18 protein-coding genes are annotated in these 14,887 nt (G+C 74.3%); 8 read left to right on the top strand and 10 right to left on the bottom strand.

Features of this window, described 5'->3' with window-relative positions:
* Positions 1-99: 99 nt before the first annotated feature.
* Complete coding sequence (locus ACH443_RS10120; RefSeq protein ID WP_430590219.1) at positions 100-936, top strand: MBL fold metallo-hydrolase; 837 nt, start codon at positions 100-102, stop codon at positions 934-936.
* On the opposite strand, the gene ACH443_RS10115 is transcribed toward ACH443_RS10120, so the two are convergent.
* Complete coding sequence (locus ACH443_RS10115; RefSeq protein WP_430590218.1) at positions 933-2,069, bottom strand: FAD-dependent oxidoreductase; 1,137 nt, start codon at positions 2,067-2,069, stop codon at positions 933-935. The two genes, ACH443_RS10120 and ACH443_RS10115, sit on opposite strands and share 4 nt — an antisense overlap.
* A gap of 101 nt (positions 2,070-2,170) precedes the next feature.
* Between ACH443_RS10115 and ACH443_RS10110 the strand changes: the two genes are divergently transcribed.
* The 5 genes from ACH443_RS10110 (at position 2,171) to ACH443_RS10090 (ending at position 6,199) form a co-directional block, all read left to right on the top strand.
* The gene (locus ACH443_RS10110) at positions 2,171-2,473 is read left to right on the top strand and encodes a putative quinol monooxygenase (protein ID WP_429765404.1); all 303 of its coding nucleotides are present in this window, start codon (positions 2,171-2,173) and stop codon (positions 2,471-2,473) included.
* Between the two features lie 4 nt (positions 2,474-2,477).
* On the top strand, positions 2,478-3,668 hold the full coding sequence (locus ACH443_RS10105; RefSeq protein ID WP_430590217.1) for an FAD-dependent monooxygenase: 1,191 nt from the start codon (positions 2,478-2,480) through the stop codon (positions 3,666-3,668).
* A gap of 33 nt (positions 3,669-3,701) precedes the next feature.
* Complete coding sequence (locus tag ACH443_RS10100; protein ID WP_429765781.1) at positions 3,702-5,114, top strand: APC family permease; 1,413 nt, start codon at positions 3,702-3,704, stop codon at positions 5,112-5,114.
* Positions 5,115-5,168: 54 nt separating this feature from the next.
* The gene (locus tag ACH443_RS10095; protein WP_429765400.1) at positions 5,169-5,582 is read left to right on the top strand and encodes an Hsp20/alpha crystallin family protein; all 414 of its coding nucleotides are present in this window, start codon (positions 5,169-5,171) and stop codon (positions 5,580-5,582) included.
* Between the two features lie 107 nt (positions 5,583-5,689).
* On the top strand, positions 5,690-6,199 hold the full coding sequence (locus ACH443_RS10090) for a hypothetical protein (protein WP_429765398.1): 510 nt from the start codon (positions 5,690-5,692) through the stop codon (positions 6,197-6,199).
* Here ACH443_RS10090 and ACH443_RS10085 read toward each other — a convergent pair.
* Positions 6,175-6,504, bottom strand: a complete 330-nt coding sequence (locus tag ACH443_RS10085) for a DUF86 domain-containing protein (protein WP_430557884.1) — start codon at positions 6,502-6,504, stop codon at positions 6,175-6,177. The genes ACH443_RS10090 and ACH443_RS10085 overlap by 25 nt on opposite strands.
* The gene (locus ACH443_RS10080) at positions 6,501-7,091 is read right to left on the bottom strand and encodes a nucleotidyltransferase domain-containing protein (protein WP_430590216.1); all 591 of its coding nucleotides are present in this window, start codon (positions 7,089-7,091) and stop codon (positions 6,501-6,503) included. The genes ACH443_RS10085 and ACH443_RS10080 overlap by 4 nt, the downstream gene beginning before the upstream one ends.
* Positions 7,092-7,165: 74 nt before the next feature.
* Here ACH443_RS10080 and ACH443_RS10075 point away from each other — a divergent pair, with 74 nt between their 5' ends.
* Positions 7,166-8,392 (top strand): NAD(P)/FAD-dependent oxidoreductase, encoded by a 1,227-nt coding sequence (locus ACH443_RS10075; protein WP_430590215.1) that lies wholly within the window; start codon positions 7,166-7,168, stop codon positions 8,390-8,392.
* A gap of 83 nt (positions 8,393-8,475) precedes the next feature.
* On the opposite strand, the gene ACH443_RS10070 is transcribed toward ACH443_RS10075, so the two are convergent.
* From ACH443_RS10070 to ACH443_RS10050, 5 genes are all read right to left on the bottom strand, one after another.
* Positions 8,476-9,240 (bottom strand): ABC transporter permease, encoded by a 765-nt coding sequence (locus ACH443_RS10070; protein WP_430590214.1) that lies wholly within the window; start codon positions 9,238-9,240, stop codon positions 8,476-8,478.
* Positions 9,240-10,025 carry an ABC transporter ATP-binding protein gene (locus ACH443_RS10065; protein ID WP_430590213.1) on the bottom strand — a complete coding sequence of 262 codons (786 nt, stop codon included), beginning with the start codon at positions 10,023-10,025 and terminating at the stop codon, positions 9,240-9,242. Before ACH443_RS10065 ends, ACH443_RS10070 begins: the two co-directional genes overlap by 1 nt.
* Before the next feature lie 26 nt (positions 10,026-10,051).
* Complete coding sequence (locus tag ACH443_RS10060; RefSeq protein ID WP_429765387.1) at positions 10,052-10,891, bottom strand: DUF4097 family beta strand repeat-containing protein; 840 nt, start codon at positions 10,889-10,891, stop codon at positions 10,052-10,054.
* Positions 10,892-10,969: 78 nt separating this feature from the next.
* On the bottom strand, positions 10,970-11,506 hold the full coding sequence (locus ACH443_RS10055) for a histidine kinase (protein WP_430590212.1): 537 nt from the start codon (positions 11,504-11,506) through the stop codon (positions 10,970-10,972).
* 111 nt (positions 11,507-11,617) lie between these two features.
* Positions 11,618-12,133, bottom strand: coding sequence for a hypothetical protein (locus tag ACH443_RS10050; protein ID WP_430590211.1), 516 nt, complete (start codon positions 12,131-12,133; stop codon positions 11,618-11,620).
* A gap of 34 nt (positions 12,134-12,167) precedes the next feature.
* Between ACH443_RS10050 and ACH443_RS10045 the strand changes: the two genes are divergently transcribed.
* The gene (locus tag ACH443_RS10045; RefSeq protein ID WP_430590210.1) at positions 12,168-12,929 is read left to right on the top strand and encodes a class I SAM-dependent methyltransferase; all 762 of its coding nucleotides are present in this window, start codon (positions 12,168-12,170) and stop codon (positions 12,927-12,929) included.
* A 19-nt stretch (positions 12,930-12,948) separates the two neighbouring features.
* On the opposite strand, the gene ACH443_RS10040 is transcribed toward ACH443_RS10045, so the two are convergent.
* Positions 12,949-13,827 carry a VOC family protein gene (locus ACH443_RS10040; RefSeq protein WP_430590209.1) on the bottom strand — a complete coding sequence of 293 codons (879 nt, stop codon included), beginning with the start codon at positions 13,825-13,827 and terminating at the stop codon, positions 12,949-12,951.
* Positions 13,828-13,883: 56 nt separating this feature from the next.
* The gene (locus ACH443_RS10035; RefSeq protein WP_430590208.1) at positions 13,884-14,807 is read right to left on the bottom strand and encodes a ribokinase; all 924 of its coding nucleotides are present in this window, start codon (positions 14,805-14,807) and stop codon (positions 13,884-13,886) included.
* Between the last annotated feature and the right edge of the window lie 80 nt (positions 14,808-14,887).

Raw genomic sequence — 14,887 nt, 5'->3', positions numbered from 1 at the left:
CACGGGGGCTCACAGCAGAGCATCGTCGCCACAACCGGACCGGAGACCAACGATGGGGATCACACTTTCGGACACAGTCCTTCTGTTCGGGGCCATGCCGTGCTGACGCGGGTCGCGGACGGTGTGTGGGCGCACCGGAGCGAGCTGCTCCAGAACAACGCGGTGGTCGTGCGCGGCCCGAGCGGCGTACTTCTCGTCGACCCTGGGCTGACACGCGTCGAGATGGAGTGCCTCGCGCACGACCTCCGCGACCTGCGCCTTCCGGTCGTGGCGGGTTTCGCGACGCATCCCGACTGGGACCACGTGCTCTGGCACCCCGAGCTCGGCGACGCGCCCCGCTACGGCACGGCCCGCTGCGCGGCCGAGCTGCGACGCGTGCTGTCGGACCCGGGCTGGGAGACGCGCGTCACCGAGGGGCTGCCGCCCGAGATCTCGGACGACGTGCCGCTCGACGGGTACGGCCTCGTCACCGCCCTGCCGGACGGGACGACGCGGATCCCGTGGGACGGTCCTGACGTCCGGGTCGTCGCGCACCCGGCGCACTCCCCGGGCCACGCGGCCCTGCTGGTCGAGGAGCACCGGGTTCTTGCGGCCGGCGACATGCTCTCGGACGTCTTCGTCCCCATGCTCGACGACTTCGACGACGCGAACGACCCGATCGGCGACTACCTCAGCGGACTGGAGCTCCTGGAGCGGGTGGCCGGCGGCGTCGACGCCGTGGTCCCGGGGCACGGGTCCGTCGGCGGGGCCGACCAGCTGCGTGCGCGGTTCGCGCAGGACCGCGCGTACCTGCACGCGCTGCGGGACGGCCGCGCTCCCGACGACCCGCGGATCGGCCCGAGGGCCAAGCCCGGCTGGGAGTGGGTGAGCGACATCCACGAGGGGCAGGCCCAGAGCGTCGCCCGCCGGCGCGAGGCCCGCGGGTCGCGTGACTAGCGCGCCCCGGCGAACGCGTCGGCGTCAGTCGCCGCGGCGTCGAGGTAGCGCACGATCCGGTTGACGGCGTCCCGGCCGGCGCGGTTGGCGCCGATGGTCGACGCGGACGGCCCGTAGCCGATGAGGTGCACGCGCGGCTCGCCGTCCACCTGGGTGCCGTCCATGCGGATGCCGCCGCCGGCGGTGCGCAGGTGCAGCGGTCGCAGGTGGTCGAGGGCGGCGCGGAAGCCGGTGTTCCAGAAGATGACGTCCACGGGAACGGTCTCGCCGTCGGGCGTGACGACGCCGTCGGGAACGATCCGGGTGAACATGGGCCGCCGGTGGAGCACGCCGCGCGCCTCGGCGGCGAGCAGCGACGGCGTCTTGATGAGGCCGGTGACGGACACGACGCTCAGCGGCGGCAGCCCTTCACGCACCCGGTCGGCGACCATCGCCACGGCGCGCGAGCCGTCCTCGGGCTCGAACGAGTCGCGCCACACGGGCTCCCGCCGCGTGAACCAGAAGGTCTGCGCCACGTGCGAGACCTCCTCCAGCAGCTGCACCGCGGAGATCCCGCCGCCGACGACGGCGACGCGCTGCCCCGTGAAGTCCTCGGCCCGCACGTAGTCGGCGGTGTGCAGCTGGCGGCCACGGAACGTCTCCTGCCCCGGGTAGGCGGGCCAGAACGGCTTCGACCACGTGCCCGTCGCGTTGACGATCGCCCGCGCGACGACGACGCCGGACCGGCCCCCGCCCTCCCACCGGACGAGCAGCCCGTCGTCGTCCGCCTCCTCGACGCGGCGTACGCGCACCGGCCGGACGACGGCGAGGCCCAGCTCGTGCTCGTAGTCGCCGAAGTACGCGGGCAGCACGTCGACGCTCGCCGCCTCCGGCTCCACGTCGGGCTGCTCGATGCCGGGCAGGTCGTGGATGCCGTTCACCGTGCTCATCCGCAGCGAGCGCCAGCGGTGCCGCCACGCTCCCCCGGGCCCGTCCTCGGCGTCCAGCACGAGGTAGGTGCGTTCGCCGGACGCCGCGCCCGCCGCGGGCGCGAACCCGCGCCGCCGCAGGTGGTACGCCGCCGACAGGCCCGCCTGTCCCGCGCCGATCACGACGACGTCCGCCATCTGCGGCACGGCCTCGGTCGTCGTCATGCCTCTGGCAACACTGCCCGCGACGGCGTGCTTCCGAGGGCCCGTGTGGTGTCGCGCACCCGCCGGGTCCGTGTCCCTGGAGGGGACTACCGTCACGACCCATGACCTACGCCAACGTCGGCACGCTGGGTGCCGCCCCCGGGAAGCGCGACGCGCTGGTCGCGCACCTCACGCAGCGCAGCACGGAGCTCGCGGACGCGGGCTGCCTCCTCTACGAGGTCGGCGTCAGCGACGACCAGCCGGACACGGTGTTCGTCGCCGAGCTGTGGACGTCGGCGGAGGCGCACCAGGCGTCCCTGCAGCTCCCCGCCGTGCAGGCGTCGATCGCCGAGGCCCGGCCCCTGCTGTCCGGCGAGTTCGGCGGCTTCCGCTTCACGGTCGTCGGCTCGCCGCTGCGAGACTGACGCGGTGACACGGGGAGAGGCGGAGACGGCCCGCCACACCGCCGTCGTGATCGGCGGCGGCATCGGCGGCCTGGCGTCGGGCGTGGCGCTGGCGCGCCACGGCTGGGACGTCACGGTCGTCGAGCGCGCGATGTCGCTGGACCCGGTGGGCGCGGGGATCGTCGTCGCGCCGAACGCGGTGCGGTCGCTGGACGCGCTCGGGATCGGCGACGCGACGCGCGACCTGGCGGCGCTGCAGGGCGAGTTCGGCCTGCGCCGCCCGGACGGGAGGTGGCTGGTCCGCGGCCGCGCGGAGGGCGCCGAGTCGGTCTTCGGCGACCGCACGCTGATGCTGCACCGCGCGCAGCTGGTGGGGCTGCTCGCGGACGCGCTGCCGACCGGGGCGCTACGCCTCGGCACGACGGCGACCGTCACGGACCCGGGCACGGCCTCGCGCCCCGCACGCGTGACGACCACTGACGGCGCGCGCACGACCACGGAGGCCGACGCCGACCTCGTCGTCGCGGCCGACGGCATCGGCTCCGCCACGCGCACCCGCTGGTGGCCGAGCGCCCCCGCGCCGGTGTCCGGCGGGTCGACGGCGTGGCGGTTCGTCACCCCGCGGGTCCCCGGCGTCGTGGGCTCCGAGATCTGGGGCCGCGGGATCGTCGCCGGGGTCATGCCGCTGGCCGACGGACGCGTCTACGTGTACGTCTCGGTGGCCGACGCCGTCGGCGCCCCGCGCGGCCTCGACGAGCTGCGCGCCCGCCTCGCCGACTGGCACGACCCGGTTCCCGCGCTGCTCGCCTCCGTCGACGACGCCACGGCGCTGCGGCACGAGCTCCGGCACCTGCCCGCGCCCCCGGCATCGCTCGTGACGGGCCGGGTCGCGCTCGTCGGCGACGCCGCGCACGCGATGCTCCCGAACCTCGGGCAGGGCGGGTGCCAGGCGCTCGAGGACGGGGTGGTGCTCGGCGCGCGGGTCCGCCCGGACGACGACGTCGCGGCCGCGCTGCTGCGCTGGTCCGCCGAGCGGCGGCCGCGCGTGGCCCAGGTCATGCGGCTGTCGGCGCGGGTCTCCGGGCCGACCCTGTGGACGTCGCCCGCCGCCACGACCCTCCGCGACGCCGGGATGCGCGCCGTCGGCCGCTGGACGGAGGCGCTGGGCGCCCGAGCCCTGCGGCCGGTGATGGCCTGGCAGCCGCCCGCAGACTGACTTCGTCCTACGCTGGCACAGCCCCCACCCCAGCTGCCCGAGGAGCTGAGTCCCGCGTCTTCCGACCCCCGCCCCACGAAGGACGTTCCCAGCGCTGCTGCGCCCGAGGGACAGCTCCACCGGAGCCTGTCCCTGCGACACCTCGTCGTCTACGGCCTGCTGTTCATCGGCCCGACGGCGCCCATGGGCACCTTCGGGGTGCTGGACGCACGCAGCAACGGCGCGGTCGCCCTCGTGTTCGTCGTCGCGACCGTGGCGATGGCGTTCACCGCGTGGTCGTACGCCCGCATGTCCGTCGCCGTCCCGAAGGCGGGGTCGGTCTCGGCCTACGCGACGGCGGGGCTGGGGCGGCGGCCGGGCTTCATGGCCGGGTGGATGATCGGCCTGGACTACCTGTTCATCCCGAGCCTGGCCGCGCTGTTCTGCGGGATCGCCAGCCACGCCCTGTTCCCCGCGGTGCCGGTCTGGGCGTTCACCGGCGCTGCGGTGCTCCTCATCACGGGCCTGAACCTCGGCGGGGTCCGGCTCGCGGCCACGGTGGGGTTCGTCGCCCTGGTCGTGGAGATCGTGGTGCTCGCCGCCTTCTGCGTCGGCGCGGTCGTCGTCCTGGTGCAGGAGGGGCCGGCCAGGCCGTGGCTGTCCCCGCTGACCGGGCTCGACGGGTTCACGCTCGCCGGGACGCTCGGCGCAGTCTCGGTGGCGGCCCTCGCCTTCCTGGGGTTCGACGCGATCGCCACCTTCGCCGAGGAGAGCACCGGCTCCCCGCGGCAGATCGGCCGGGCCCTGATCTTCTGCCTCGTCCTCGCCGGGGCCCTCTTCGTGCTCCAGACCTACCTGGGCGCGCTCCTGACGACGGCGACGCCCCAGGAGCTGGCCGCGAACCCGGAGCAGCAGGGCACGATCTTCTACACGACGATCAGCGAGGAGATGGGGGCGTGGCTCGGCACCACCGTCACGACGGCGCGCGCCATCGGTCCCGTGCTCTCCGCGCTCGTCGCACAGGCCGCGGTGAGCCGCCTCATGTACGGGATGGCGCGCGACGGACAGCTGCCGGCTCGGCTCGGGTCCGTGAGCCGCCGGACCGGCGTGCCCCGGCTCGCGACCCTCGTCTCGGCGGTCGCCACGCTCCTCATCGCCGTGGCGGCGGCGGTCAGGCCCGACGGCCTCGACCTGCTGTCCTCGATGGTCACGGTCGGCGCCCTGACCGCGTTCGTCTTCCTGCACGTCGCCGTGGTCGGCTACTACGTGGTCGGCGGGCGCACCGACCGTCGGGTCCTGCACACGGTCGTCCCCGTCGTCGGCCTGGCGATCGTCGTCACCGTGCTCGTCCTGGCCAGCCATCTCGCCCTGGAGGTCGCGGCCGGGTGGCTCGTCCTGGGCCTGGTCATCATGCTCGTGCGGGGCAGGCGGCGTGACGCGTCCGCCGTCGGCGAACCCGGAAATTGAGTCGGGGTGGCTCAAGTTGAACCGGTCAGCAGCTACTCACCCGAGGAGGACAGCATGACCACCACCCTGACCCGCACCCCGTTCGCCGACGCGTGGCTCCGCGACCTGTGGACGCCGCGCCTCGCGACCGAGGGCCCCGTGCCCGCCGCCGACGTGTACCGCGACGGCGAGAACCTCGTCGCTCGCCTCGACCTGCCGGGCGTGAACCCGGCCGAGGACGTCACCGTCGAGGTCGAGGGCCGCAAGCTCGTCGTGCGCGGCGAGCGCAAGGACCAGCGCCCCGAGGAGTCCGAGGGCCGTCGCATCTCGGAGGTCCGCTTCGGCGCCTTCCGCCGCGTCGTCACCCTGCCGAAGTCCGTGGACGGCGACGCCGTCACCGCGGCCTACGACGCGGGCGTCCTGACGGTCACCGTCGCCGGCGTCTTCGCCGGCACGACGCCGCAGCGCATCGAGGTCACCAGCGCCTGATCCCAGGCTGATCTCAGGCACCGCCCGACGGCGCCCGGTCGCACCCGCGGCCGGGCGCCGTCGTCGCGTCCCGACGCAGCGCCTGAGGCGTGCTGTTTCCTTGAACCATGGAAGCCATCGCCGCAGCCGTCGCTGTCCTCGGGACGCTCCTTGGAGCGCTCGTTCAGCGACGATTCCAACGCCAGAGCGCCATCGAGACGAATGAACTCGCCCGACTCGAGAGCCTCCGTCAGGAACGCCTGGCCGCCAGCGCGGAGTATGCGGAAGCACTGGCCAAGTACAGGCGCGCCCAGATCGATCGCTGGTACGCACGTGACCAGGCCGGATCGACACCTCCCGAGAACGAACATGAGGTACATCGGCAGCGAGACCTCACTCAGGGGGCTCTGTTCCGCCTTCAGCTCGTATCAGACTCAGAAGAGTTGGCGAGTCTCGCCGACTCGGTCTTTCTCGCCATGAACGCCTTTAAGGCGGCAAGCTCTCGCGATGAGGTGGAAATGGTGCGCGATTCCACGCACGCCATGATCCGTGAATTCGTGCGTGCCGCAGGACGCCAGCTTGAACCAGGCAGCACGCGGCGAGCGCACGAAGGTCAATCGAGATCGTCGAGCACCTGATGGAGCGCGGCTGCGAAGGGCTCCAGGTCGTTCTCCACGGTCGCCCGGACGATAGTCCTGTCGACCGTCGTATAGCCGTGCACGATGCGGTTCCGGGTAGCCCAGATCGCCGGCCACGCCTCACCGAAGGCGAGCACCCGCCCGCTCTCGCTCAGGCGCGAGGCCGCATCGATCGCGGCGACGAGCCGGAGGCACACCGCGTCCACCAGCACCTGCGTCCCCCAGGAGCCTTCGGCGACGTGCTGCCCGAGAATCGCAAGGTGCTCGAGCGACTCCCGTGCCAGCTGGGCGTCGGTGCGCTTCACAGCGCGATGGCGTGCACGGACTCGCGAACAGCCGGCCGCAGCGCCATCTCGCTCACGACGTCGACCGGCCGACCGAGTAGGGCCTCGAGCTCGACCTCGAGCGCGCCGAGAGCGAAGAGGCCGACGCCGTCGTCGAGATCGACGAGGAGGTCGACGTCGGAGTCACCTCGGTGGGTCCCGGCGGCGACGGAGCCGAAGACGCGCACCCGTCGAGCGCCATGCCGCGCGGCGGCGGCGACGATGTCGTCCCGGTGGACACGAAGCACGTCGTCGAGCACAGATCCCGCAGGGCTCGCGCCATCCACGCCCAGCGCCGAACCGGGAGCGCCCGACCTGTCCAGCAACCGCTTGACCTCCGGCTGGCTGCGCCCGAGCGCCCGAGCGATCCTGCGCTGGCTCCAACCGAGGTCCCGTGCCTGGCGCGCACCTCGCTCGAGAGTCGCACGCGCCTCGACGCGAAGCACCTCCGCCTGGTCGGCCAACGCACCGAGGTAGTCGGCGAAGGCGCGCTCGACCGCCGACTCACCCTCTTCCTCACTTGACATACGGCCCCCTCCGATAGGTGATGCTATCGGATGCCTCGTCACACCTCCATCCCCCGTCTCGTCGTCACCGTGAGCAACCGACGAGAAGACGGACGAAGACGGACCGAGGAGACGAGATGTCGCACAGGACGCAGGTCGTGGTGGTGGGCGGCGGGTACGCCGGGGTGATGGCGGCGAACCGTCTGACGGCGCGGGACGACGTGGCCGTGACGCTGATGAACGCCCGCCCCGTGTTCGTGGAGCGGATCCGGCTGCACCAGCGGACCGCCGGGTCGCACGACGCGGTCGCGGACTACGGGGAGCTGCTGGCCGACGCCGTGCGGCTCCGGGTCGCGACCGTCGAGCGGATCGACGCCGACAAGCGGCGGCTCGTGCTCGCCGACGGCGACACCCTCGCGTACGACTACCTGGTGTACGCGGTGGGCAGCACGAGCGCCGCTCCCCAGGTGCCGGGGGCGGCGGAGCACGCGTACCCGCTGGCGAGCCTGGAGGAGGCGGACCGGCTGGCCCCGGCACTGGCCGCGGCCGCCCCCGGCGCGCGGGTGACGGTGGTGGGCGCGGGCCCCTCGGGCATCGAGGTGGCGTCCGAGCTGGCCGAGCTGGGCCGGGCGGTGACGCTGGTCTGCGGCGACCTGCTCGGCCCGTACCTGCACCCGAACGGCCGGCGGGCCGTCGCGGCCGCGCTCGCGCGGCTCGGGGTGGAGGTCGTCGCCGGACCCGGCGCCACCGTGACGGCGGTGACGGCGGACGCGGTGCAGCTCGCCGACGGCCGCGACCTGCCGAGCGACGTCACCATCTGGACCGCGGGCTTCGCCGTCCCGGACCTGGCCGCCCGCAGCGGCCTGACCACCGACGCGGAGGGGCGCCTGCGCACCGACGAGACGCTCACCAGCCTGGACGACGACCGCATCGTCGCCGCGGGCGACGCGGGCACGCCGTCCGGCCTGCCGTACCGGATGAGCTGTCAGGCGGCCGGTCAGCTCGGCGGTGCCGCCGCGGACACCGTGCTCGCCCGGCTCGCGGGGACCGAGCCCGCGCCGGTCGCGGTCGGCTTCCTGGGCCAGTGCCTCAGTCTTGGCCGCGGGGTGGGCCTGTTCCAGTTCGCGAACCGCGGCGATGTCCCGGTGCGGGCGTTCCTCGGCGGCCGGCTGGGCGCGCGCGCCGGGGCCTGGCTCAAGGAGCTCGTGTGCCGCAGCACCGTGCTCCAGCTGACGTGGGAGGCGCGGCGGCCCGGCATCCTCCGGTACCCCTCGTTCGTCGGCGACCCGCGCCGCGCGGCGGCGGTGCGAGACGGGCGGCAGGAGACGGTGGCGCCCGACGTCGTGCCGACGGCCTCGGTGTAGCCCTGTCCCGCGCAGGACGACGGCCGAGCCCCGGCGGTGGACCACCGGGGCTCGGCCGTGCGTGGCGCGGTCGCGCGGCGTCGTCAGCCGACGCGCCGCCGGTACGCGGCGACGGCGAGGGCGTAGCCGACCACCAGGATGCCGACGAGCCAGGCGAGGGCGACCCAGATGTCGCTGCCGACGGGCTGCTCCGCGAACAGGGCACGGATCGTGTCGACGACGGACGTCACCGGCTGGTTCTCCGCGAACCAGGCGACCGGGCCGGGCATCGTGTCCGTGGGCACGAACGCCGAGCTGATGAACGGCAGGAAGATCAGCGGGTAGCTGAAGGCGCTCGCGCCGTCGACGGTCTTCGCGGACAGCCCGGCGAGCACGGCGAGCCAGGTCAAGGCCAGCGTGAACATCGCCAGGATCCCGGCCACGGCCAGCCACGCCCCGAACGAGGCCCCCGTGCGGAAGCCCATGAGGAGCGCGACGCCGACGACGATCGCGACCGAGACGAGGTTCGCCACGACCGACGTCAGGACGTGCGCCCACAGGACGCTCGAGCGGGCGATCGGCATGGACTGGAACCGGTCGACGATCCCGCCCTGCAGGTCGAGGAACAGCCGGTACGAGGTGTACGCGACGCCCGACGCGATGGTGATGAGCAGGATGCCGGGCAGCATGTAGTTGATGTACGACTCGTCCGTGCCGAGGTCGATGGCCCCGCCGAAGACGTAGACGAACAGGAGCATCAGCGCGATCGGCGTGACCGCGGTGGTGATGATGGTGTCGGGACTGCGCAGGATGTGCCGCAGGGAGCGCCCGGTGAGGGTGCTGGTGTCGGCGAGGGCGTGGGTGGTCATCAGGATTCCTTCTCGGTACCGGTCGCGCCGACGAGCGAGAGGAAGACGTCCTCGAGGGACGGCTGCTTCTCGACGTACTCGACCTTGGCGGGCGGGAGGAGCTGCTTGAGCTCGGCGAGGGTGCCGTTCTGGATGATCGTCCCCTGGTGCAGGATGGCGATCCGGTCGGCGAGCTGCTCGGCCTCGTCGAGGTACTGCGTGGTGAGCAGCACGGTGGTGCCGTTGCTGGCGAGCTCCTTGACGGTCTCCCAGACGTCGATCCGCGCCTGCGGGTCGAGACCCGTGGTGGGCTCGTCGAGGAAGACGATCGGCGGGTCGCCGATGAGGCTCATGGCGATGTCGAGCCGACGCCGCATGCCGCCGGAGTACGTCCCCGCGCGGCGGCCGCCGGCCTCGGTGAGCGAGAACCGGGCGAGCAGGTCGTCGGCGATCGCGCCGGCGTCCGGCAGGTGCCGCAGCCTGGCGACGAGCACGAGGTTCTCGCGGCCCGTGAGGACCTCGTCGACGGCCGCGAACTGGCCGGTGAGGCTGATGGACCGGCGCACGTCGCCGGGCTTGGCCGCGACGTCGTAGCCGTGCACGACGGCGGTGCCCGCGTCGGCCTTGAGCAGCGTCGACAGGATCCGCACGAGCGTGGTCTTGCCGGCGCCGTTCGAGCCGAGCAGGGCGAAGATGCTCCCGGGGGCGACGTCGAGGTCGACGCCGCGCAGCACGTGCAGCTCGCCGAACGACTTCTCGATGCCCTGCACGTGGATCGCGGGCTCGGTGGTCTGAGGTGTGGTCATGTCCGTTGCTCCGTTCTTCGGTCGGTTCACGGCCGGCGGACGACGACGTCGCCGAAGCCGGTGCTGGCGTGGATCTCTGCGGTGGTCTCGTCCTCGACCGGCCCCTCGGTGGGGGTCAGCTGGTTGCGGACGGTCCCGCTCTCCGACGAGAGGTCGAGGTAGGCGGCGGTGCCCTCGGGCACCCCGACCTCGATGGATCCGAAGGAGGTCGTGAGGGTGACGGCGCCGGACTCCAGGTTGTTGACCCGGATGCCGGCGTGCGCCGACTTGGCCGTGAGGGTGCCGCGCACGCGACTCACGGCGATGTCGCCGTGCGCCCCGTGCACCTCGAGGGTCCCGGTCACGGAGCCGACGGTCGTGGTGCCGTTGGTCGCGCGGATCGTGCCGTCGCCGAGGACCTCGTCCACGAAGACGGACCCCGCGCTCACCTTGACGTCGAGGGAGCCGGTGACGCGGCCCGCGGTCGCGGAGCCGGCGGAGACCTTGAGGTCGAGCCGCTCGACGTCGTCGACGCGGGCGTTCCCGGCCGACAGCGTCATGTCGACGGCGGCGAGCGAGCCCTCGGCGTAGAGCGAGCCGACCTTGCCGCTCAGCGACGAGCCCTCGGGGAGCTCGACGGTGATGTCGGCGGTGCCGGACGCGAACGGGAGCACGTACTGCTTCCACGAGCCGGGGTACGTGATCGACACGGCGTCGCCGTCGCGGTCGACGCGCACCGACTCGGCGGCGCGTGCGCTGCCCGACTTGGCGTTGGTCGGCAGGACGGTGACGACGACGTCGTCACGCTCCCCGGCGACCACGTGCACGTTGGCGAACGGCACGTCGACGAGGACGGGGACGGGCTGGGGGGCAGGGAAAGTGGGCATGACGGAGCTCCAACAGTGGTGTCGGTGTGGTGTCAGGGGGAGGACGGGGGCGGTGCGGTGCGCGGACGTGCGAAGGGATCAGCGCACCCAGCCGGTGACGCGGCCGGAGCCGCGCTGCTGCGGACGGGCCTGGGCGGCCGGGCGTCCGGTGGACTGCTCGAGCGCGGCGGCGACCGCACGGACGAGCCACGTGTTGACGGAGACGCCGTCGCGAGCGGCGGCGGTCTCGGCCTGCGTCTTGAGGTGGTCGGGCAGGCGCAGGGTGGTGCGGGTGGTGGCGCCGCCCTCGAGGTCGACGCTCACCGAGAAGCCCGGGCCGGTCGCCTCCAGGGTCGGGGCGGACGCCGGGGCCTGCGCCGGCTCGGACGGCCCGGTCGGTGCGGTGACGACGAACTCGGGGGAACCGCCGCGGAGCCGGATGTCGACCGAGCCGGGGGCCAGATCGGCGGAGATCTCCCCCGCCGCGTCGGACAGCGCCTCGAGCAGCACCAGCCGGGCGGCGGCGTCGAGCGGGGCGGTCAGGCGGGAGGCCAGCTCCCGCGCCTCGTCCCCGCCGGCGGCGGCTGCGGTGCCGAGCTGCTGCTGCAGCGCGTCGACGTATCTCGTGAGGTCCATGGCTCCACTATGACACCATCGTGGTGTCACCACAAGCTCTTTGGCGTCATTTCTGGTGTCAATCTGGCGCCGGGTGGTGTCGCGGCGCGCCAGGGCCCGCGTCGTCGCAGGTCAGAGGTGCTGCTCGCGCAGGATGCGCACCGCCCTCGGCCCGACGCCGTGCAGGGCCAGGAGCTCGGCGTCGGTCCGCGCGGCGACGTCGGCGAGGGTCGTGACACCAGCGCCGGCGAGCGCCCGCGTGGCCGGGCGTCCGATGGCGGCGGGCAGGTCGCCCACCTCCCCCGGCTCGGCGGTGTCGGCCGCCGCGAGCGCGGCCGCGAGCCGCCGCGGTGCACGGACGGACCACGCCCGCCGGACCCAGTGGTTGAGCTGCTGCCCGTCCAGCGCGGCGAGCGGGAGCCGCACCCCGAGCAGGGTCGCCCCGCGGGTCAGCGGCTCCGCCCCGGGGACGTCGGCGACGGCCGCGTCGACGTCCTCCGTCGCGAGGTGCAGCTGGACGACGTCGTCCCGCGTCACCGACGCGAAGCCCTTGCCCCGCACGGTGAACGACACCATGCCGGCGCGCGCGCTCTCGGCCGCCTCGGGCAGGGCGAGGGCGGCCTGGCGTAGCTGGGCGACCGTCGTCATCCCGTCACCCTGCCACGACGGTTAGCGTGGCGTCGTGAGCAGACCCCCGCAGGGCCCCGACGACGCCGCGCGCGGCGTGCGCCTGTTCGACGACGTCCGCCCGGACGAGGCGGACCGCGCCTACCTGCCCGGCATGAGCAGCGCGTGGAAGATGCCCTGGTACGACGTGCAGAGCTGGTGGCGGCACGCCGGGCGGCTGCACCGCCGCACCGTCGAGGTGGCCGCGATCCAGCCGGGCCAGCGCGTGCTCGACGTCGGCTGCGGCACCGGCAACCTCGCCCTCACGGTGCTGCGCGCGGTGCCCGACGCCGCGGTGACCGGCCTCGACCCGGACGGCGCCGCCCTGCGCCGCGCGGCCCGCAAGGCCCGACGGCGGCGGGTCGGGCGGCGCGGCTCGCTCACGCTGGTGCGCGGCTTCGCCGACCGGCTGCCGGCCGCCGACGCGGGCATCGACCACGTCCTGTCCTCCCTCGCCCTGCACCACGTGCCCCTGGACGAGAAGCGCCGGTTCGCCGCCGAGCTCGTCCGCGTCCTGCGCCCCGGCGGCACGGTCACGATCGCGGACCTCGACGCGCCCGGGCACGGCGGCGAGCACGGTCACGACAGCGGGCACGACCACGGGCACGGCGGGCACCGTCACCACCGGGAGATCGGGGCGAACCAGCACCGCGACGACAACGCCGACGGCGGGATCCAGCGCCTGCTCACGGACGCGGGGCTCGTGGACGCACGGGAGGTCGCGCGCGCGACGTTCATGGACACCCCCGTGATGTGGGTGCAGGCGCGACGCCCCTGACACCCGACGCCGGCAGGCGTCAGGACTTCCCGGCCTCGGCCTCGGCGGCGACGAACTCGGGCGGCGGGGCGAACTGGGAGAGCACGAGGTCGGCGCCGAACGGGTCGCGGATCGTCGCCTCCCGGGTCCACTCGGTGTCCTCGGTCGCGTGCACGACGGCGCCGGCCCGCTCGGCGGCCTCGGCGGCGGCGTCCCGGTCGACCACCGCGAACACGACCGACCACCGCGCCGGCCCGTCGGCGGGCAGCACCCCCGCCACGACGTCCGAGAACCCCGGCGGGACGAACTCCTGCCGCTCGTGGATGCCGGGGTCCACGGTGCGGGCCAGGTGGTCGCCGTACCCGGGCACCCGCGCCATGCCGGCCCCGAGGTCGTCGCTGCGCTCCCAGCCGAGCAGCGGCCCGTAGAACCGCAGCGCGGCGTCGACGTCAGGGGTGAGCAGGTTGCTGAAGTTCCAGGTGCCGGGCTCGTTGACGCGCTGCGCCCCGGCGCGGGTGCCGGCCCGCCAGAGCCGGCTGGGCGCGCCCTCCGGGTCGACGATGCGCGCCATCCACCCGGCGGCCTGCCCGGGCGGGCCGACCTGCTGCGGTGGCGAGCTCACCACGCCGCCCAGCTCGGCGACGCGGGCCGCCGCGGCCTCGAGGTCGTCCACGGCGAGGTACGTGTGCCACGCCGGCTCGCCGTCGTACCCCGGGTCGGGCGTGGCGACCGCGGCGATCGCCGTCGCGTCGGTGCCGTCCCACGACGCCACGGCGTACCGCCCGGGCGCACCCGGCGGCAGCTTCTCGGTGAACCGCCACCCGAACAGCGCGCCGTAGAACGCGAGCGCCGCGTCGACGTCGGCGACCTCCAGGTCGATCCAGCTCGGGACCCCGTGGGGGTACGTGTGCTGACTCATCTCCCCAGGTTGCACCGGCCCACCGACACCTCGCCCGACGACACGGCTGCCGCGGGTCACACCGCGGGCAGCTCGTCGCCGGCCGACGGGTAGGAGGCCTGCGCGCCCGGGGAGCGCACGGCGTACGCGCCGACGCGGGCCGCCGTGCGCGCGGCGTCGACGAGGCCGTCTCCCCGCGCCAGCCCGTGGGCGAGCGCTCCGACGAACGCGTCGCCGGCTCCCGTGGTGTCGACGGCGCGCACCCGCGGCGCCGGCACCGCCGTCACGTCGTCGTCCTGCCCGACCAGCGCCCCGCGGGGCCCGAGGGTCAGCACGACCGACCGCACCCCGCGCGCGAGCAGGCCTCGCACCAGCACCTCCTCGCTCTCCTCGGCGGGGACACCCAGCGCCCCGGCCACGAGCCGCGCCTCGTGCTCGTTGAGCACCAGCGGGTCGGCGCGCAGCAGCACGTCCTCGTCGACGTCGAGCACCGGCGCGAGGTTGACGACGAGCCGGCCCTGCGCGGTCCGCGCGGCGGCCTCGATGGCCGCCCGCGGTATCTCGCCCTGCAGCACGACGCTCGCGGCGCCCGCGACGAGACCGGCGTGCGCGCTCACCATGGCCTCGTCGACGGCCCCGTTGGCGCCGGGGACGACGACGATGGAGTTCTCGCCGTCGTCGCTCACGGTGACGATCGCGATGCCGGTGCGGCGCCCGGGCGCGACCGCCAGGGCCGTGAGGTCGACACCGGCGGACCGGAGCCCCGCGAGCGCCGCGTCGGCGAACTCGTCGTCGCCCACCGCGCCGACGAACGCGACGTCCGCGCCCAGCCGGGCGGCCGCGACGGCCTGGTTGGCCCCCTTGCCGCCGGACATGACGCGCATGCCGTGCCCGAGGACCGTCTCGCCGGGCGCCGGGTGCGCCGTCACGCCGACGAGCAGGTCCGCGTTGGTGGACCCGACGACCACCACCCGGCCGGTCGAGGACGTCACCGAACCCATTCCCGTCACCTCCTGCGCCGTCGTGCGCCGTCGTGTCCCGTACGTCCCGGAAACGATGACACACGGCGCGTCCGCCCTCA

This window comes from Isoptericola sp. NPDC019571 (assembly GCF_044389385.1).
GTDB classification, from domain to species: Bacteria; Actinomycetota; Actinomycetes; order Actinomycetales; family Cellulomonadaceae; genus Isoptericola; species Isoptericola nanjingensis.
This window is presented reverse-complemented; position numbering and strand designations above follow the sequence as displayed.

Coding starts and splice junctions, on each gene's coding strand:
- ACH443_RS10115 (WP_430590218.1), bottom strand. CDS start 2,069: ATGACGACGACCGAGGCCGTGCCGCAGATGGCGGACGTCGTCGTGATC.
- ACH443_RS10065 (WP_430590213.1), bottom strand. CDS start 10,025: ATGACCACACCTCAGACCACCGAGCCCGCGATCCACGTGCAGGGCATC.
- ACH443_RS10040 (WP_430590209.1), bottom strand. CDS start 13,827: ATGAGTCAGCACACGTACCCCCACGGGGTCCCGAGCTGGATCGACCTG.
- ACH443_RS10110 (WP_429765404.1), top strand. CDS start 2,171: ATGACCTACGCCAACGTCGGCACGCTGGGTGCCGCCCCCGGGAAGCGC.
- ACH443_RS10055 (WP_430590212.1), bottom strand. CDS start 11,506: ATGGACCTCACGAGATACGTCGACGCGCTGCAGCAGCAGCTCGGCACC.
- ACH443_RS10070 (WP_430590214.1), bottom strand. CDS start 9,240: ATGACCACCCACGCCCTCGCCGACACCAGCACCCTCACCGGGCGCTCC.
- ACH443_RS10050 (WP_430590211.1), bottom strand. CDS start 12,133: ATGACGACGGTCGCCCAGCTACGCCAGGCCGCCCTCGCCCTGCCCGAG.
- ACH443_RS10090 (WP_429765398.1), top strand. CDS start 5,690: ATGGAAGCCATCGCCGCAGCCGTCGCTGTCCTCGGGACGCTCCTTGGA.
- ACH443_RS10035 (WP_430590208.1), bottom strand. CDS start 14,807: ATGGGTTCGGTGACGTCCTCGACCGGCCGGGTGGTGGTCGTCGGGTCC.
- ACH443_RS10060 (WP_429765387.1), bottom strand. CDS start 10,891: ATGCCCACTTTCCCTGCCCCCCAGCCCGTCCCCGTCCTCGTCGACGTG.
- ACH443_RS10075 (WP_430590215.1), top strand. CDS start 7,166: ATGTCGCACAGGACGCAGGTCGTGGTGGTGGGCGGCGGGTACGCCGGG.
- ACH443_RS10095 (WP_429765400.1), top strand. CDS start 5,169: ATGACCACCACCCTGACCCGCACCCCGTTCGCCGACGCGTGGCTCCGC.